The 16,971-nt window shown below is 69.3% G+C and carries 17 protein-coding genes; 14 read left to right on the top strand and 3 right to left on the bottom strand.

All coding sequences use genetic code 11. The annotated features are described in order from the left end of the window. The first annotated feature begins 3 nt into the window (after nt 1–3). From ACZ5BU_RS04945 to ACZ5BU_RS04935, 3 genes are read left to right on the top strand one after another with little or no spacing between them, the layout of a single operon-like run. Nucleotides 4–1,110: a GuaB3 family IMP dehydrogenase-related protein gene (locus ACZ5BU_RS04945; RefSeq protein ID WP_465695625.1), complete on the top strand. Its 1,107-nt coding sequence runs from the start codon at nt 4–6 to the stop codon at nt 1,108–1,110. Further along, nucleotides 1,107–1,835, top strand: a complete 729-nt coding sequence (locus tag ACZ5BU_RS04940) for an acyl-CoA thioester hydrolase/BAAT C-terminal domain-containing protein (RefSeq protein ID WP_465695623.1) — start codon at nt 1,107–1,109, stop codon at nt 1,833–1,835. Before ACZ5BU_RS04945 ends, ACZ5BU_RS04940 begins: the two co-directional genes overlap by 4 nt. A gap of 51 nt (nt 1,836–1,886) precedes the next feature. Beyond that, a complete protein-coding gene (locus ACZ5BU_RS04935) occupies nt 1,887–2,288 on the top strand; it encodes a hypothetical protein (protein ID WP_465695621.1) in 402 nt (133 codons plus the stop codon). A 3-nt stretch (nt 2,289–2,291) separates the two neighbouring features. Here ACZ5BU_RS04935 and ACZ5BU_RS04930 read toward each other — a convergent pair whose 3' ends face one another. Together ACZ5BU_RS04930 and ACZ5BU_RS04925 are read right to left on the bottom strand one after the other, a co-directional pair. Continuing rightward, nucleotides 2,292–3,197: a TIGR03086 family metal-binding protein gene (locus tag ACZ5BU_RS04930; RefSeq protein WP_465695620.1), complete on the bottom strand. Its 906-nt coding sequence runs from the start codon at nt 3,195–3,197 to the stop codon at nt 2,292–2,294. A gap of 97 nt (nt 3,198–3,294) precedes the next feature. Beyond that, nucleotides 3,295–4,743, bottom strand: coding sequence for a hypothetical protein (locus tag ACZ5BU_RS04925; protein WP_465695618.1), 1,449 nt, complete (start codon nt 4,741–4,743; stop codon nt 3,295–3,297). Nucleotides 4,744–4,834: 91 nt separating this feature from the next. On the opposite strand from ACZ5BU_RS04925, the gene ACZ5BU_RS04920 reads away from it, so the two are divergent. From ACZ5BU_RS04920 to ACZ5BU_RS04880, 9 genes are all read left to right on the top strand, one after another. Then, a complete protein-coding gene (locus ACZ5BU_RS04920; protein WP_465695616.1) occupies nt 4,835–6,427 on the top strand; it encodes a succinic semialdehyde dehydrogenase in 1,593 nt (530 codons plus the stop codon). Beyond that, nucleotides 6,424–8,124 (top strand): GMC oxidoreductase, encoded by a 1,701-nt coding sequence (locus ACZ5BU_RS04915; RefSeq protein ID WP_465695615.1) that lies wholly within the window; start codon nt 6,424–6,426, stop codon nt 8,122–8,124. The genes ACZ5BU_RS04920 and ACZ5BU_RS04915 overlap by 4 nt, the downstream gene beginning before the upstream one ends. Before the next feature lie 618 nt (nt 8,125–8,742). Then, the gene (bioB, locus tag ACZ5BU_RS04910; RefSeq protein WP_465695613.1) at nt 8,743–9,738 is read left to right on the top strand and encodes a biotin synthase BioB; all 996 of its coding nucleotides are present in this window, start codon (nt 8,743–8,745) and stop codon (nt 9,736–9,738) included. Beyond that, nucleotides 9,735–9,905, top strand: a complete 171-nt coding sequence (gene bsaP / locus ACZ5BU_RS04905; RefSeq protein ID WP_465695611.1) for a biotin synthase auxiliary protein BsaP — start codon at nt 9,735–9,737, stop codon at nt 9,903–9,905. The genes bioB and bsaP overlap by 4 nt, the downstream gene beginning before the upstream one ends. Beyond that, the gene (locus ACZ5BU_RS04900) at nt 9,905–11,194 is read left to right on the top strand and encodes an adenosylmethionine--8-amino-7-oxononanoate transaminase (RefSeq protein ID WP_465695610.1); all 1,290 of its coding nucleotides are present in this window, start codon (nt 9,905–9,907) and stop codon (nt 11,192–11,194) included. Before bsaP ends, ACZ5BU_RS04900 begins: the two co-directional genes overlap by 1 nt. Beyond that, entirely contained in the window at nt 11,194–12,315 is a 1,122-nt protein-coding gene (locus ACZ5BU_RS04895; protein ID WP_465695609.1) for an 8-amino-7-oxononanoate synthase, read from the top strand. The genes ACZ5BU_RS04900 and ACZ5BU_RS04895 overlap by 1 nt, the downstream gene beginning before the upstream one ends. Continuing rightward, nucleotides 12,312–12,968 (top strand): dethiobiotin synthase, encoded by a 657-nt coding sequence (gene bioD / locus ACZ5BU_RS04890; RefSeq protein WP_465695607.1) that lies wholly within the window; start codon nt 12,312–12,314, stop codon nt 12,966–12,968. The genes ACZ5BU_RS04895 and bioD overlap by 4 nt, the downstream gene beginning before the upstream one ends. A 15-nt stretch (nt 12,969–12,983) precedes the next feature. Then, nucleotides 12,984–13,238 carry a hypothetical protein gene (locus ACZ5BU_RS04885; protein WP_465695605.1) on the top strand — a complete coding sequence of 85 codons (255 nt, stop codon included), beginning with the start codon at nt 12,984–12,986 and terminating at the stop codon, nt 13,236–13,238. A gap of 45 nt (nt 13,239–13,283) precedes the next feature. Then, nucleotides 13,284–14,354 (top strand): cytochrome P450 family protein, encoded by a 1,071-nt coding sequence (locus tag ACZ5BU_RS04880; protein WP_465695603.1) that lies wholly within the window; start codon nt 13,284–13,286, stop codon nt 14,352–14,354. Here the strand turns inward: ACZ5BU_RS04880 and ACZ5BU_RS04875 are convergent. Beyond that, nucleotides 14,326–14,991: a hypothetical protein gene (locus tag ACZ5BU_RS04875; protein ID WP_465695602.1), complete on the bottom strand. Its 666-nt coding sequence runs from the start codon at nt 14,989–14,991 to the stop codon at nt 14,326–14,328. The two genes, ACZ5BU_RS04880 and ACZ5BU_RS04875, sit on opposite strands and share 29 nt — an antisense overlap. Nucleotides 14,992–15,190: 199 nt before the next feature. Here ACZ5BU_RS04875 and ACZ5BU_RS04870 point away from each other — a divergent pair, with 199 nt between their 5' ends. After that, nucleotides 15,191–15,388 (top strand): hypothetical protein, encoded by a 198-nt coding sequence (locus ACZ5BU_RS04870; RefSeq protein ID WP_465695600.1) that lies wholly within the window; start codon nt 15,191–15,193, stop codon nt 15,386–15,388. Nucleotides 15,389–15,397: 9 nt separating this feature from the next. Further along, nucleotides 15,398–16,948 (top strand): glutamine-hydrolyzing GMP synthase, encoded by a 1,551-nt coding sequence (guaA, locus tag ACZ5BU_RS04865; RefSeq protein WP_465695599.1) that lies wholly within the window; start codon nt 15,398–15,400, stop codon nt 16,946–16,948. Nucleotides 16,949–16,971: the final 23 nt, after the last annotated feature.

The raw sequence follows: 16,971 nt of genomic DNA, 5'->3' as shown, positions 1-16,971 counted from the left end.
CAGATGACCGAGATCGAGATCGGCCGCGCGAAGCGGGGGCGGCAGGCGTACGCGTTCGACGACATTGCGATTGTGCCGTCGCGGCGGACGCGGGATCCGGAGGAGGTCTCGGTCGCCTGGCAGATCGACGCGTACCGGTTCGAGTTGCCGATCCTGGCCGCGCCGATGGACTCGGTGATGTCGCCGGCGACCGCGATCGCGATCGGCAAGGCCGGCGGTCTCGGGGTGCTCAACCTCGAAGGGCTCTGGACGCGGTACGAGGACCCGACCAGCCTGCTCGAGGAGATCACCGGCCTCGACCAGAAGCAGGCCACGCACCGCCTGCAGGAGATCTACGCGGCGCCGATCAAGCCCGAGCTGATCTCCCAGCGGGTGCAGGAGATCCGCGACTCCGGCGTGACCGTGGCCGGGGCGCTGTCGCCGCAGCGCACCAAGCAGTTCGCCAAGCACGTCGTGGACGCGGGCGTCGACCTGTTCGTCATCCGCGGTACGACGGTGTCCGCCGAGCACGTGTCCGGGCAGGCGGAGCCGCTGAACCTGAAGCAGTTCATCTATGACCTCGACGTACCGGTGATCGTCGGTGGCTGTGCGACCCATCAGGCGGCGTTGCACCTGATGCGGACCGGCGCGGCCGGCGTCCTCGTCGGGTTCGGCGGCGGCGCGGCCCACACCACCCGCAAGGTGCTCGGCGTTGCCGTACCGATGGCCAGTGCGGTGGCCGACGTGGCGGCGGCGCGGCGCGACTACATGGACGAGTCCGGTGGACGGTACGTGCACGTGATCGCGGACGGGTCGGTCGGCCGGTCCGGTGACGTGGCGAAGGCGATCGCCTGCGGCGCGGACGCGGTGATGGTCGGTTCGCCGTTGGCCCGCGCGAGCGACGCGCCCGGCGGCGGGTACCACTGGGGTGCCGAGGCCTGGCACCAGGACCTGCCCCGCGGCGAGCGCGTCGAGGTCGGCGTGACCGGCACGATGGAGCAGATCCTGTTCGGGCCGTCCTGGGTCCCGGACGGCACGATGAACTTGGTCGGCGCGTTGAAGCGGGCGATGGCGACCACCGGCTACACGGAGCTCAAGGAGTTCCAGCGGGTCGAGGTCGTCGTCGGTTGAGTACGGGCGTACTGCTCCTGCACGGTTCGAGCGGTACGCCGGACCTCGAGCGTGCTCGGCTGATCGAGGCCGAGGGGTACGACGTGGTCGCGCCGCAGTGGTTCGACGGGAAGATCAGCGAGATCCCGCTGGAGTCGTTCCCGCTCGGCGGCCTGACCGCGCGACATGATCGGGTCGTGGTGATCGGCGTCTCCCGGGGCGCCGAGGCCGCGTTGCTGCTCGGCACCGTGGACCCGCGGATCGACGCGGTGGTCGCGATCTCGCCGAGCGCGTACGTCTGGCCGTGGATCGAGGACGAGCTGCAGACGTCGGCCTGGACCTGGAAGGACCAGCCGCTGCCGTACGTACCGTTCGACCTCGCCTGGGAGCCGGACGACGACCCGCCGAGCTACACCGAATTCTACCGGCAGAGCCTGTGGGCGTACGGCGCGGACGTGGAGACCGCGCGAATCCCGGCGGAGCGGTTCGCGGGCGAGCTGCTGCTGATCGCGGGTGGCGACGACCGGGTGTGGCCGTCGGCCGATTTCGCCGAGGAGATCGCCGACGCCCGCGAGGACCTGCCGACCCGGACGATCACGGTCGCGGCCGCCGGGCACCGTCCGCTGTTCCCGGGCGAGCAGCCGAAGACCGGCGGGCAACGGATGGCCCGCGGCGGTTCGGAGGCCGCCGACCGCGAGCTGGGTGAGCTCGCCTGGCGCGACATCCTCCGGTTGCTCGCCGGCTGAGCGACTGGCCGAGAGGGCGCCCGGTTTGAAGGGTTCTGGAAGGATTGCGGCATGGGATGGTTCAGCCGACGGAGCAGCAGCCAGGACACGGACAATGTTGCCCTCGCCGCGGCGCGAGGTCAGCTGTCCCCGGACGACGTGGACCAGGTGCGCTTCCTGATCACCACCAAGAAGGCCGTACATGCGGTGAAGCTCATCCGTGACCGCACCGGCCTCGACCTGAAGCAGTCGAGGGAGCTGGTCGACGACATCCGCCTGGGCCGGTACGTGCCGCCGACAACCGGCACGCCTCTGGTGCGCCGGCCGGGCACGAACCTGGCCGAGCGTACGCGTGCTCTCAAGGCGGCCGGCGAGCTCCACCAGGCGACCGCCCTGGTCGTCTCCGAGACCGGCATGACCGAGGCCGAGGCCGGCCTGTTCGTCGGCGCCCTCCGCACCGACTCGACCGAGTGAGTTCTAACCCTTCACGTAGGACAGTTTTTCCGCGATCTTCCCGTCCCGGAGCCGGAAGATGTCGACGCCGCGGATGTGCCCGCGCTCGCCGGACGGCTCCGCCCACGAGTACCGCCACCGCACCAGGGCGCGTTGGCCGAGCATCACGGTCTCCTCGACCTCGAACTGCGGGCCGGTGGTCTCCGCGAGGATCCTCGTCCACTCCGCCCGGACGGCGTCCGCACCCTCGAAGCGCCCACCGTCCGGCGGAGCCGTCGATTCGAACACGATGTCGTCGGTGACGAGCGACATCACGGTGTCCAGATCCCCCGCGGCGAACGCGTCCCCGAACCGCTCGACGACCGACAGCTCCGGCGTCCAGTGCGGATCCCGGCCGGAGGCGGCGAGCAGTGCGTCGGCGGGTTCGGTGTACCCGTCGAGGTGCTCGCCGATGATGCCGGCCGAACGGTAGAGCTCCTCGCGCTGCGCGAACCACGTCCCGACCTCGTCCACCAGTTCCGGTTCCAGCCGCGGCGGTACGCCGATCGCGACGGCCAGGTCCCACCCGTGGATCAGGTGATCCGCCGCCAGCTGGCGCAGGTACTCAGCCGGGTCCTCGTCGCCGTACGACAGGTGCACCTTCTCGACGGCCAAACCCGCCGCGCCGGTCGCCTCGCGGGCCGCGGACGACGCCGCGGCGGCCGGGTCGTCCCCGAGCAGATCGCCGTCGAGGGCGTCCCCGACCTCGGCGATCGTCTTGCCCTCCATCAGCGGCGTCGTCCAGCGCTCCTCGCCGACGACATGGTTCACCAGCGCGCGGACGTTCCATTCCGAGCACGGCGTCGGCCCTGACCATTGATCGGTTGCCACCCCGGATACCAGCTCCGCGAAGTTCGCGACCGTGCGGTTGTGTAGTTCAACGACATCCATGACCGCACCCCCTCCCAGCCGCCAGCGTCCGTCGCCGGGAAGGGCGCGTCAAGCGCGAGCACCCTTACCGTCCTTCAGCGGCCGACCCGCCGGTACGTCAACGGCCGAGCTGGAGTTGTTCCGCGGCCTCGTGGGCGTGGTACGACGCGGCCAGGTCGCCGGTCGCGGCGAGCAGGTTGCCGTGGTGCCGGTAGCAGGCGCCGGCCAGGTCCTTCATCTTCTCGTTGTCGTCGGCGTACGGGATCAGCGCGGTCGCGACCTCCGCGCACCAGCCGCCGAGGTCGAGCGCGATCTCCATCCGGCCGGCCTGGAAGTACGCCTCGGAGATGTCCAGCAGCAGCTGCGCCCAGATCGGTACGTACGTCGCGGTCTGGAACCGCATCTTGTGCGATTCGCGCTCGGACGAGATCGCGAACAGGTAGTGCGCCTCCAGCCCGAGCGTCAGCGCGGTCTCGCCGTCCTGGGTCAGCAGCGGACGGACCAGCTCGGCCAGCTCGGTCGCCCGGACCGCCGCCGACTCCGGGTCGGTGCGGCCGGACACGGTGGCCAGCGTCATCCCGGGCGCGGGCTCGCTCAACGCGACGAGCCGGTAGTACTGCTCGAACGGCCCGAGCTTGATCTCGGCGTTCTCCAGCGCCGCCACCAGCGTCAGCGGCAGGCCCCGGTCGAGCTCCTCGACCACGCGGGCCGCCGTCTCGGCGTCGGTGTCGTATGCGGTTCGCAGACAGGCCTCCCCTTCGAGACGGCCGACGCTGCCGAGGTGTTTGCCCTTGCGGACCAGCGCGGCGACGAGCGTACGCATGTCGGTCGCGGAGTCGGAGTCGGCGAGGGTGTCGGCCGTGGTCAGCCCGATCTCGTCCGCTTCGAGTGCGAGGTCCATCCGGCCCTCGGCGGCGTGGACGTCGGCGGACACGGCGGTCGCCGTACACAGGTAGCGGGCGTACGACAGCGACTGCGGGCTCTCGTTGATCTGGTCGGCGAGCTGCAGGAACAGCTGTGTCGCGGCGTCGGCGGACGCGACCGCGAGCGCGGGGTCGCCGTACCGGCGCAGGATCAGCGCGTTCATCGCGAGCACCCGAGCGAAGTCCGGCTGGTGCTTCAGCCCGTCCTCACCGCCAACGAGCTGGCCGTACGCGATCACCGCGCCGTCCATCTCCAGTACGGCGGTTGCGCCGTGACCCCGGTGCGCCTGGGTCATGGCGCGGCGCGCGCGGACGTCGGCGAGGAAGCAGGTGGCGTCGAGCACACCGGCGTCCTGGAGTTCGGTGTAGCCGAGCTGTGCCTCGTGCAGTGCGGCCAGTGCTTCCTCGTGCCGGCCGGACGCGTTCAGCGAACCGGCCAGCTCGTACTGCGTCGCGGCCATCAGGTGCTTGGCCTCGTAGTGGTTCGGGCGTGCTTCGGCACGCTCCCTGGCCAGCTCGATGACGCGCTGCTGGTACGGCCCGGCTTCGTCGGCACGGCCCTCTTCGATCAGCACCTGGGCTGTCTGCAGTGCCTCACCGAGCTCGTCCTCAGGAGGCGTCCAGAGCCCCCCGCTGTCCACCATCTTTACTTTCCACCCCTTCGCAGGTTCAGCGGATCAGCTTAACCATTCTCTGATACTGACAGCGGCTATTACCGGCAGGTAGCCTTCGAGTATGAGCGAGCAGACGTCGATTCCCGCGGATCCGGAGCTCGACCCGACCGCGTCGTACGCGACCGACCAGTCGGTCATCCGCCGGTTGTCGGGGTTGCTGCGCGCGACGGCCGGCACCCGGACGTCGTACGCACCGGCCACCGGGCAGCCGATCGCGGACCTGCCGACCTCCAGCGAGGACGACGTGGTCGCGGCCGTCCGGGTGGCCCGGAAGACCCAGCAGACCTGGCGCCGGGTGCCGCTCGAGGAGCGCGCCGCGATCCTGCTGCGGTACCACGACCTGGTCCTCGACCACCGGCACGAGCTGGTCGACCTGATCATCCGCGAGTCCGGCAAGGCCCGGAAGCAGGCGTTCGAGGAACTCGCGCACGTCGCGCTGACCGCGCGGTACTACGGCCGCAAGGCCTTCGAGCTGCTCGAGCCGCGCCGCAAGCTGGGGATCTTCCCGGTACTGACCCGGGCCGAGGAACGCTTCGTCCCGAAGGGTGTCGTCGGCATCATCTCGCCGTGGAACTACCCGCTGACGATGGCGATCTCGGACGGTCTGCCCGCGATCCTGGCCGGCAACACGGTCGTCCACAAACCCGACAGCCAGACCCCGCTGACCGCGCTGCGCGGTATCGAGCTGCTGTACGAGGCCGGTCTGCCGCGGGAGGCGTGGCTCGCGGTGAACGGCGACGGCCCGACCGTCGGCGGCGCGCTGATCCAGAACGCCGACTACATCTGCTTCACCGGCTCGACGAAGACCGGCCGGCTGGTCGCGAAGCAGGCCGGTGAGCGGCTGATCGGCTGCAGCCTCGAGCTCGGCGGCAAGAACCCGATGCTGGTGCTGCGGGACGCCGACATCAACCGCGCCGCCGAGGGTGCGGTCCGCGCTTGTTTCGCGAACGCCGGCCAGCTGTGCGTCTCGATGGAACGGCTGTACGTCGCCGACCAGGTGTACGACGCCTTCGTCACCGCCTTCGTGGACCGGGTGAAGAAGCTCCGCCTGAGCGCCGGCACCGGCTGGGACGTCGACATGGGCTCGCTGATCTCGAAGGCGCAGCTGGAAACGGTCACCCGGCACGTCGAGGACGCCCGCTCTCGCGGTGCGACTGTTCTGGCCGGTGGGAAGCCGCGTCCCGACATCGGTCCGCTGTTCTACGAGCCGACAGTGCTGTCCGGCGTCACGCCGGCGATGGAGTGCTTCGACAACGAGACGTTCGGCCCGGTCGTCTCGATCTACCGGTTCTCCGACGAGTCCGAGGCGATCCAGCGCGCGAACGAGGGCGAGTACGGCCTGAACGCGAGCGTGTGGACCCGGGACGGCCGGCGTGGTCGTGCGGTCGCCGCGCAGCTGATGGCCGGCACCGTCAACGTCAACGAGGGGTACGGCGCGACCTTCGGGTCGATCGACACCCCGATGGGCGGCATGCGTTCGTCCGGTCTCGGCCGTCGGCAGGGCGTCGAGGGCATCCGCCGGTACGTCGAACCGCAGGCGATCGCGACCCAGCGGCTGATCCCGATCGCGGCCTCGCACGGCATCTCCGACGAGAAGTTCGCCGAGCTGATGACCGGCGCACTCCGAGTACTGAAGAAGATCGGCCGCCCGTGAGTTTCGACTACGACGTCGTCGTCATCGGGTCCGGCTTCGGTGGGTCGGTGTCGGCTCTGCGGTTGACCGAGAAGGGGTACCGGGTCGCCGTACTCGAGGCCGGTGCGCGGTTCGACGACGCGTCGTACGCGAAGAACTCGTGGGACACCAAGCGGTTCCTGTTCGCGCCTCGGTTGGGGATGTACGGGATCCAGCGGATCAGCGCGCTGCGGGACGTGATCATCCTGTCCGGCGCGGGCGTCGGCGGCGGCAGCCTGGTGTACGCGAACACCTTGTACGAACCGCTGCCCGCCTTCTACACAGACCGCGCCTGGTCGCACATCACCGACTGGAAGGCCGAGCTCGCGCCGTACTACGACCAGGCGAAGCGGATGCTCGGCGTCACGACGTACCCGGGGTTCACGCCGGCCGACAAGGTGATGAAGCAGGTCGCGGAGGACATGGGCGTGGGGGACACGTTCCACCCGACGCCGGTCGGCGTGTTCTTCGGTGAGCCCGGTGTCGAGGTCGACGATCCGTACTTCGGTGGCGCCGGACCGCGGCGTACCGGCTGCATCGACTGCGGTGAGTGCATGACCGGCTGCCGGCACAACGCGAAGAACACGCTGACGAAGAACTACCTCTACCTGGCCGAGAAGTCCGGCGCCGAGGTCTACTCGCTGACCACGGTCACGTCGGTCGAGCCGCTGGCTGACGGCGGGTACGCGATCGACACCCGCCGTACGACTCATCGGAAGGTGACCCGGCGCTTCACCGCTCAGCAGGTGATCTTTGCGGCGTCGGCTCTCGGTACGGCGAAGCTCCTGCACAGGCTGCGCGACGAGGGGAAGCTGCCCAAGCTGTCGGACCGGCTCGGCCTGCTGACCCGGACGAACTCGGAGTCCCTGCTCGGAGCGATCTCGCGGGAGACCGACGTCGACTACACGCGCGGCGTCGCGATCACCTCGTCGTTCCACCCGGACGACATCACCCACATCGAGCCGGTCCGGTACGGGAAGGGCAGCAACGCGATGTCGCTGCTGCAGACCGTGCTGACCGACGGCGACGGCGACAAGCCGCGCTGGCGGACCTGGCTGCGCGAGCTGGGCGTGCAGCGGAAGAACATCCGCCGGCTGTACGACCTCAAGCACTGGTCCGAGCGGACCGTGATCGCGCTCGTCATGCAGACCGCGGACAACTCGATCACGACGTACGGCAAGCGGGACCGGCTCGGCCGCTGGAAGCTGACGTCCAAGCAGGGCCACGGCGCCCCGAACCCGTCCTGGATCCCGGTCGCGAACCAGGTGGTCCGGCGGATGGCCAAGCTGATGAACGGGACCCCGGGCGGCACGATCGGGGAGCCGTTCAACGTACCGATGACGGCGCACTTCATCGGCGGCTGCGCGATCGGGGACTCGGCCGCGACCGGTGTGGTGGACCCGTACCACCGCGTCTACGGGTACGACGGCCTGCACATCGTGGACGGGTCGACGATCTCCGCGAACCTCGGCGTCAACCCGTCGCTGACGATCACTGCCCAGGCCGAGCGGGCGCTGTCGTTCTGGCCGAACAAGGGCGCGGCGGATCCGCGGCCGGCGATCGGTTCGGCCTACCAGCGGATCCAGCCGGTGAAGCCCGAGCGTCCGGTCGTACCGGACGATGCGCCGGGGGCGTTGCGGCTGCCGATCTTTCCGAAGCAGGCTGTGACGGAGTCGTAACAGAACGGCGGAATTCGACGCAAATGAAAAAGCCTCAGCAGTAGGTTGCTGAGGCTTTCCGAATTGCCCCAGGCTCTTCTGAAAAGGTTCAGAAAAGGGAGCAGGTCCCTCGGGAACGTTTCCGCCCAAATCGTTTCCCGAGGGACCCACTCAAGCCGGGGTGAGGCGCCCGGCGCTTTGGGATCGGGTCACCAACCACAGCTGGCGACCCGAGCTCTTGGTCACTACCTTACATCCGATTTCCAGGGGCTTCGGGCCTTGTGACCACTCTGCGTGCTGATCGTAATGATCGGCCTTTGTAGCTCTTGGTAATCGGGTGGCGGTCTTCCTTGCGGTAACCGCCTCTGCACACATCAACGAGCCCATCTACGGGGGGTTACGAGGTTCCACAGAAAAATCCAGAAACTTTTCCGGGGGAGTGCGGAGAGTGGCGGTGATGCACTTCGGCCGGATGTGTTCCACGTGACGCCCGCCGCAGTACCCGCGTACCCGGTTGTCCTACTGTGAGCCGGACCGTTCTGATGAGGCAGGAGAACTCGTGAGCGAGCGAAGCGAGCGAACAAATAGCAGAGTCGAGCTTCTCGGTCACGCCGGAGCCGAGCGAAGCGAGGCGGAGGCGTGAGCGAGATCCTGGACGTGGCGCGTGAGCAGGTTCTGGAGCAGGGCATCGGGCTGAGCCAGGAGCAATTGGTCTCGGTGCTCGGGCTGCCCGACGAGCGGCTGCCGGAATTGCTCGCGCTGGCGCACGACGTCCGGGTGAAGTGGTGCGGTGAGGAGGTCGAGGTCGAGGGGATCATCTCGCTGAAGACCGGCGGCTGTCCCGAGGACTGCCACTTCTGCTCGCAGTCCGGCCAGTTCACCTCGCCGGTCCGCGCGGTCTGGCTGAACATCCCGGAGCTGGTCGAGGCGGCCAAGGAGACCGCGAAGACCGGTGCCACCGAGTTCTGCATCGTGGCCGCGGTCCGCGGGCCGGACGAGCGGCTGATGTCCCAGGTCAAGGCCGGGATCGACGCGATCAACGCCGAGGTCGACATCAACATCGCCTGCTCGCTGGGCATGCTCACCCAGGCGCAGGTCGACGAGCTGAAGTCCTGGGGTGTGCACCGCTACAACCACAACCTCGAGTCGGCTCGGTCGTATTTCGGGGATGTCGTCACCACGCACTCGTTCGAGGAGCGCTGGGAGACCTGCCTGATGGTGCGTGAGTCCGGGATGGAACTCTGCTGCGGCGGTCTGGTCGGGATGGGCGAGTCCTTGGAGCAGCGCGCCGAGTTGGCCGCGCAGCTCGCCGAGCTCGACCCGCACGAGGTCCCGCTGAACTTCCTCAACCCGCGGCCGGGGACCCCGTTCGGCGATCTCGACGTGATGGACGGCAAGGACGCGCTGCGTACGATCGCCGCGTTCCGGCTGGCAATGCCGCGGACGGTCCTGCGGTACGCCGGCGGCCGCGAGCTGACCCTCGGCGACCTGGGTACCCGCGACGGCCTGCTCGGCGGCATCAACGCGGTCATCGTCGGCAACTACCTGACCACCCTGGGCCGCCCGGCAACCGCCGACCTCGACCTGCTCGCCGAGCTGAAGATGCCGGTGAAGGAGCTGCAGAAGACCCTATGACGTACTGCGGACGATGTGGGCTCGAGGGGCGTCACGAGGTGTGCGTCCAGGCCTTGGCGTTGGAGCCGCCTCGGTACTGCACGGAGTGCCGGCGGCGGATGATCGTCCAGGTGCATCCGATGGGGTGGACGGCCCGCTGTTCGGTTCACGGTGAGGTTGCCTCCTGATGTCCGACCTGCTTGCTCATGACGCGGAGCTGCTCTGGCATCCGTACTCGTCGCTGAGCTCGCCGTCGCCGGTGCAGCTGGTCACGGGCGCGTCCGGCGTACGGCTGCAGTTCGACGGCGGAATCGAGGCCATCGATGCGATGGCTTCGTGGTGGTGCATGATCCACGGTTACCGGCATCCGGCACTCGACTCTGCTGTGAAGCGGCAGGTGGACTCGTTCAGTCACGTGATGTTCGGTGGGCTGACCCACGAACCGGCTATCCGGCTCGCGGAACGGCTGGTCGAGATCACGCCTGCACCCTTGCAGCATGTTTTCTTCTGCGACTCGGGCTCGGTCTCGGTCGAGGTCGCGATCAAGCTGGCGCTGCAGTACCAGGTCGCCCGCGGCCGGGTCGGGCGGACGCGGATGCTGACCGTACGCGGCGGGTATCACGGCGACACCTTCGCCCCGATGAGCGTCTGCGACCCGGTCAACGGCATGCACTCCCTCTTCACCGGCGCGTTGAAGGATCAGGTCTTCGGCCCTCAGCCGCCGGGCGACTTCGATCGGCCGCCCGATGATCCGGAACTGGTGGCGTGGGCCGACGCGATGGCTGCGCTGGCCTCGTCGCATTCGGATGAGATCGCGGCAATCATCGTCGAGCCGGTGTTGCAGGGCGCCGGCGGCATGTACCCGTACAGCCCCGCCTGCCTCCGCGTACTCCGCGAACTCGCCGACCGCCACGGCTTCCTGCTCATCTTCGATGAGATCGCGACCGGCTTCGGGCGGACCGGCACCTTGTTCGCGTCCGAGCACGCAGGCGTCGACCCGGACATCCTCTGCGTCGGCAAGGCCCTGACCGGCGGCTACTTGTCGCTGGCCGCGATGCTCTGTACGTCGGACGTCGCTTCCGCTGTTTCGAACGGTCCCGGTGGCGCACTGATGCACGGGCCCACCTTCATGGCCAACCCGCTCGCCTGTGCTGTCGCCCTCGCTTCCCTCGATCTTCTGCTCTCCCAGGACTGGGCTGCTCGGGTTCGTTCTATCTCCGCGGGGCTTTCGTCGGGGTTGGCTGCGGCGCGGGAGTTGTCCGCGGTGAAGGATGTGCGGGTGATCGGCGCGGTCGGCGTCGTACAACTGAACGGACCGGTGGACCTACCAACGATGACTGCTGCGGCTCTGCGGCGCGGCGTGTGGGTGCGGCCGTTCCGCGACCTCGTCTACACGATGCCGCCGTACGTCTGCACCGACGACGACATCACCACCATCGCCACCGCAATCACCGGCGCGGTCGAGGAGGCCGGCTGATGCTCGAGGACTGGCTCGCTCCGAAGGCCGCGGCTCTGGAAGCCCGCGGCCTGACGCGCCGGCTCCGCGCCCGGGCCGCCGCAGACGACCTGATCGACCTGGCAGGCAACGACTATCTCGGGCTCGCCCGCGACCCACGCGTGATCGAAGCGGCTGCCGAGGCAGTCCGCACCTGGGGGACCGGATCGACCGCGTCCCGCCTGGTCACCGGTACGACGGAACTCCACGAGCAGCTCGAATCCGCGCTGGCGGCGTACGCCGGGCAGGAGTCGGCGCTCGCGTTCTCGTCCGGGTACCTCGCCAACCTCGGCGTCGTCACTGCCCTCGGCGGCCCCGGCACCCTGCTGATCTCCGACGAACACATCCACGCCTCGCTCGTCGACGCGTGCCGGCTCTCCCGGTCCCGCGTCGAGGTCTTCCCGCACAACGACGTCGGCGTGGTCGAGAAACTCCTTGCCGAACGCAACGAACCGCACGCCCTGGTGATGACCGAGTCGGTCTTCTCCGTCCTCAGTGACGAGGCCCCGCTGACCGCGCTCGCCGCCACCGCCGCGGCCCACGATGCCGTACTCCTCGTCGACGAGGCCCACGGTCTGGGCGTGACGGGCGACGGCCACGGCTCGGTCCACGCGTTGGGCCTGGCCGGCCTCGACCACGTCATCGTTACCATGACCCTCTCGAAGTCGATGGCTTCGCAGGGTGGCGTCGTACTCGGACCGTCCCTGCTGCGCGACCACCTGATCAACCGCTCGCGTCCGTTCATCTACGACACCGGCCTCAACCCAGCCGCCTGCGCCGCCGCCCTCGCCGCCCTCCAGATCCTCGCGGCCGAGCCCGACCGCCCGTCCCGCATCCACGCCGCGACCGCCCGCCTTGCTGATGCGACGGGCGTCCCGCCTGCCGCGGGGCCTGTCGTCTCGATCCCGATGCCGGGGCCCCGCGAGGCGGTGGCCGCGGCCGAGGTGTGCTTCGGCAACGGTGTCCGGGTCGGCAGCTTTCGCCCGCCCTCAACCCCCGACGGCGTCAGCCGCCTCCGCCTCACCGCGCACGCCGGGTTGTCAGCAGCAGATCTCGATCGCGCCGTGGCCGTGATCGTCGATGCGATCGGTCAGGTTTCATGATCACTTTCGTCACCGGTACGGACACCGGTATCGGTAAGACGGTCGTCACTGCCGCGCTCGCGGTGCTGGCCGGGGATTCGGTCGCGGTCGTGAAGCCGGCGCAGACCGGCGTGGCGCCGGACGAACCAGGTGACCTCGCCGAGGTCGAGCGGCTCAGCGGCGTGACCACGTTGCACGAAGGCGTCCGGCTGCCGGAGCCCCTGGCGCCGACCACCGCGGCCCGGCGGGCGGGGATCGACCTGCCGTCGGTCGAGCAGTGCGCCGCGTCGATCGACGAACTGGCCCGCAGCTACGACACCGTGCTGGTCGAGGGCGCCGGCGGCCTCCTCGTCGGCCTGGATGCCGACGGCAACAACCTGGCCGACCTCGCGGAACACCTCACCAACCCGTTCCGCTTCGTGGTCGTGACCCGGGCCGGCCTCGGTACCCTCAACCACACCGGCCTGACCGTCGACGCGCTGCGATCCCGCGGCCTCCCTGTCGAGGGCCTCGTCATCGGCTCCTGGCCGGCAGCCCCCGACCTGGCCGAACAGTGCAACCTCGAAGACCTCCCCGCCACCTCCGGAGCGCCCGTCCTCGGCAAGATCCCCGCCGACGCCGGAAAGTCCTCCCGAGAGGAGTTCCGCTCCGCCGCCCCAGGCTGGTTCGAGTGAGCCCTTCCAGGCGGGATGAGCGTGGCCGAGCCGTGGCGGGTGCTCGCGGAGCCTGCGTACCGGCCGCGCGGGCCGCACACCTGCGACCACCGCCTGCGCGAGCAACACACCCGCAGCGACCGGCTGCGCGGGCTGCAACCCGCGGCGACCGGCTGTGCGGGCTGCGCACCCGCGGCGACCGGCTGTGCGGGCTGCGCACCCGCGGCGACCGGCTGTGCGGGCTGCGCACCCGCGGCGATCGGCTCGGGGTGCTTCGGTGAGCCGGTCTGAGTGCGGTCTTGGTGTGCACGCCACGGCGGGCCTGGGGTGGCTTGCGTGAGTGGGTGTCCGGCCCGGTTCGACGAGGGGCTCGGGTATTGGGTGGTGGAGGATCCCGTGGTGGTGCGGGACGTGCTGCTGCAGCCGGAGCTGTTTCGGCCGGACAACGCCGTGCTGGCTCATACTCCGCTGTCGGTGAAGGCTCTCCGGGTGCTGTCGTCGGTCGGGTTTGCGTTGCCGCCGACGCTTGCGAACAACGCGGGCGCGTCACACCGGCCGATCCGCGCGGCCGTTGCCCGGTTCTTCAGCCCGGCCCGGGTCGCCGCTGTCGAGCCCCTGGCCCGCGAGCTCAACATGTCCCGCGTCACCGCCGCGGCCGAGGCTCTCGCGACCGGCGCCGAGGTCGACCTCGTCCAAGCGATCGCCGCCGAGCCGCCGGCCCTCGTACTGCTCCACCTCCTCGGCCTCGAGAATGTCGACGTACCAGCCCTGAAAGCCTGGAGCCTCGACTCCCTCGAACTCTTCTGGGGGACTCCCGGCGATGACCGCCAGCTCGAGCTAGCGCACAGCGCCGCCGAGTTCTACGCCTGGCTCCGAACCCGTACGACGGCCGCCCGCCAAACCGCCACCGCCGACCTGTTCGGCGTACTCGTCCAGCTCGGCCTGACCGACGAAGAGGTCTGCGCCGTCGGCTACTTCCTCCTCATCGCCGGCCAGGAGACGACCACCCAACTCATCTCCACCGCCTTCCACCACGCCCTGGGCAAACCGATCACCCCGGTCGAGCTCGTGGAGGAAGTCCTCCGAACCGCCTCCTCTGTCCCCACCTGGCGCCGAACCACCGCCACCCCCACCACCCTCGGCGAGGTCGACCTCCCCGCCCAGGCGCCCCTCCTCCTCACCCTCACCAAACAGGGTGGCCCAGCCGACCTAGCCTTCGGCCTAGGCATCCACCGCTGCCTGGGCGCCGCCCTGACCCGCCTAGAAACCCGAGTCGCCCTGGAATGCGCCCAACACCTACTACCCGACCTGCACCTGACAGAGCCCCCACCACTGATCGACCTGCTGTCCTTCAGAGCCCCCAGGCGCCTCCGAGTGACTAAGGCTTCGCCTTCAGCATCGTCGTAACGCGCTGCCGCGACACGAACCACGTCTCGAGCACCGGGTCGATCGCGAGGAGCACAGTCCGCATCCGCCCCAGCCGATCGGCGACCATAGCCGAGTTGAGCAAGGGCTCGAGATGGGCAACGCGGTTGCGCAGCTTGTAGATGTGGTCGACGTGGTCCACCAGATCCGACGGGACGCCGGCCAGGCGCGGGAACGCGGCCGCCAGCGCCTTGTTCCACAGATGCTGTCTGCCCGGATCGTTGTCGGGGAGCAGGAAGCGCCAGGTGCCGAAGCTCAGCTGCGCGAGTACGTCGGGGTGCCCGGGTGCCCTGCCTGTACCTCGGAGTGCGGTGTGCGCCCGCCGGGTCGCTTTGCGGATGTCGTCGCCGGCCAGCCGGCGGAGCAGGCGTGCTGGGTCCAGCAACCAGTCGGCCGAGTGTGTCCGGCCGGTCTCCCGATCGCGTTGAGCGGAGTTCCAGCTGCAGAGTTGTTCGTCGAGCGCGTTGCGCACCACGACCTCGAACCGGTGCAAGCACTCGTACACCGCACCGGACAGCTCGACGCTCCATTGGTACAGAGTCAGCGCCCGGCGGACGTTGTTGTCCGTCGCCGCCAAGTACGGCGCGAGACGTGGGGTACTCAGCTTTCGGGCGACCACCGTGTGATCGCGGGGGGTTTGATTTGCAGGGGGCATGTTCCTAAACTTCTTCGTGAAGGCGGAGGCAGGTCTCTCCGTTACATGAACACCTGAGGGCTCGTCGGTCTGCACCGACGGGCCCTCAGCATGTTTCGTAGTGTCTCAGGGTTGTAACCGGCGGTAACACTGGGGACAACTGGCGTCGCTAGCGTCTGGGGTCGTGAGCTCTTCCTCTCGGCGCCGGGTGCGGCTGTGGTTCGGGCCGAACCAGATTGCGGACTACATCGGCGAGCCGGCCTCGGCTGCCCGGCACGAGGCGAAGATGCGGCGGCGGTTTCCGGGGCTGGAGGTGACCAACGAGCCGCTGCCGGTGAGTGCGCGTCCGGCGGATTACAGCCCTGCTGACCTGCACCGATAGGCTTTGGGCGTGGCGGAACATGAGCTGGTACTGGTTGTCGACTTCGGGGCGCAGTACGCGCAGCTGATCGCGCGGCGGGTGCGCGAGGCGAAGGTGTACTCCGAGATCGTGCCGCACTCGATGCCGGTCGAGGAGATGCTGGCGAAGGGCCCGAAGGCGATCATCCTGTCCGGCGGGCCGCAGTCGGTGTACGCCGAGGGCGCGCCGCGGGTCGACTCGGGGCTGTTCGAGGCGGGCGTTCCGGCGTTCGGGATCTGCTACGGGTTCCAGGCGATGGCGCAGACGCTCGGCGGGGAGGTTCGCCGTACCGGGCTGCGTGAGTTCGGCCGTACGCCGGTCACCGTCAGCACGGCGGGGACGCTGCTCGCGGGCATCCCCGAGGACCTGAACGTGTGGATGTCGCACGGTGACGCCGTCCACGCCCCGCCCGCCGGTTTCGCCGTACTCGCCGGGTCCGAGGGTGCGCCGGTCGCGGCGTTCGAGGACCTGGACCGCAGGCTCGCCGGGGTGCAGTGGCACCCGGAGGTCCTGCACTCGCAGGCCGGGCAGACCGTGCTGGAGCACTTCCTGTACGAGATCGCCGGCTGCAAGGGCGACTGGACGACGACGAACGTGGTCGACGAGCAGGTCGCGCTGATCCGCGAGCAGGTCGGCGACAAGCAGGTGCTGTGCGCGCTGTCCGGCGGCGTCGACTCAGCGGTGGCGGCCGCGCTGGTGCACAAGGCGATCGGCGACCAGCTGACCTGCGTGTACGTCGACCACGGCCTGCAGCGGGCCGGTGAGTCCGAGCAGATCGAGAAGGACTTCGTCGCCGCGATCGGGATCCGGCTGGAGGCGATCGACGCGGAGGACCAGTTCCTGACCGCGCTCGCCGGCGTCACCGACCCAGAGCAGAAGCGGAAGATCATCGGCCGCGAGTTCATCCGGACCTTCGAGGCGACCGCGCGGAAGGTGGACGCCGAACGGCACATCGAGTTCCTCGTTCAGGGCACGCTGTACCCGGACGTCGTCGAGTCCGGCGGCGGCGCCGGCGCGGCCAACATCAAGTCGCACCACAACGTCGGCGGCCTGCCGGACGACCTGCAGTTCAGCCTGATCGAGCCGCTGCGGACGCTGTTCAAGGACGAGGTCCGCGAGCTCGGCCTGGCGCTCGGGCTGCCGGAGACGATGGTCTACCGGCACCCGTTCCCGGGCCCCGGCCTGGGGATCCGGATCATCGGTGAGGTCACCCGCGAGCGCCTGGACATCCTGCGCGCCGCGGACCTGATCGCCCGTACCGAGCTGACCGCGGCCGGGCTGGACCGGGACATCTGGCAGTTCCCGGTCGTGCTGCTCGCCGACGTCCGCTCGGTCGGCGTCCAGGGCGACGGCCGCACGTACGGTCACCCTGTCGTACTGCGCCCCGTCACCAGCGAGGACGCGATGACCGCGGACTGGGCCCGCCTGCCGTACGACGTGATCGAACGCATCTCGACCCGCATCACCAACGAGGTCGACGAGATCAACCGGGTCACCCTCGACGTGACCAGCAAGCCCCCGGGCACCATCGAGTGGGAGTGATGCGTCGCAGCTTGTTGCTGTGA

The organism is Kribbella sp. NPDC031520 (assembly GCF_055580825.1).
This window is presented reverse-complemented; position numbering and strand designations above follow the sequence as displayed.

What these genes read in the sequence shown, in the direction of transcription:
- ACZ5BU_RS04945 (WP_465695625.1), top strand. Translation starts at nt 4, where the DNA reads ATGACCGAGATCGAGATCGGCCGCGCGAAGCGGGGGCGGCAGGCGTAC.
- ACZ5BU_RS04935 (WP_465695621.1), top strand. Translation starts at nt 1,887, where the DNA reads ATGGGATGGTTCAGCCGACGGAGCAGCAGCCAGGACACGGACAATGTT.
- ACZ5BU_RS04930 (WP_465695620.1), bottom strand. Translation starts at nt 3,197, where the DNA reads ATGGATGTCGTTGAACTACACAACCGCACGGTCGCGAACTTCGCGGAG.
- ACZ5BU_RS04925 (WP_465695618.1), bottom strand. Translation starts at nt 4,743, where the DNA reads ATGGTGGACAGCGGGGGGCTCTGGACGCCTCCTGAGGACGAGCTCGGT.
- ACZ5BU_RS04920 (WP_465695616.1), top strand. Translation starts at nt 4,835, where the DNA reads ATGAGCGAGCAGACGTCGATTCCCGCGGATCCGGAGCTCGACCCGACC.
- bsaP (WP_465695611.1), top strand. Translation starts at nt 9,735, where the DNA reads ATGACGTACTGCGGACGATGTGGGCTCGAGGGGCGTCACGAGGTGTGC.
- ACZ5BU_RS04900 (WP_465695610.1), top strand. Translation starts at nt 9,905, where the DNA reads ATGTCCGACCTGCTTGCTCATGACGCGGAGCTGCTCTGGCATCCGTAC.
- ACZ5BU_RS04895 (WP_465695609.1), top strand. Translation starts at nt 11,194, where the DNA reads ATGCTCGAGGACTGGCTCGCTCCGAAGGCCGCGGCTCTGGAAGCCCGC.
- bioD (WP_465695607.1), top strand. Translation starts at nt 12,312, where the DNA reads ATGATCACTTTCGTCACCGGTACGGACACCGGTATCGGTAAGACGGTC.
- ACZ5BU_RS04885 (WP_465695605.1), top strand. Translation starts at nt 12,984, where the DNA reads ATGAGCGTGGCCGAGCCGTGGCGGGTGCTCGCGGAGCCTGCGTACCGG.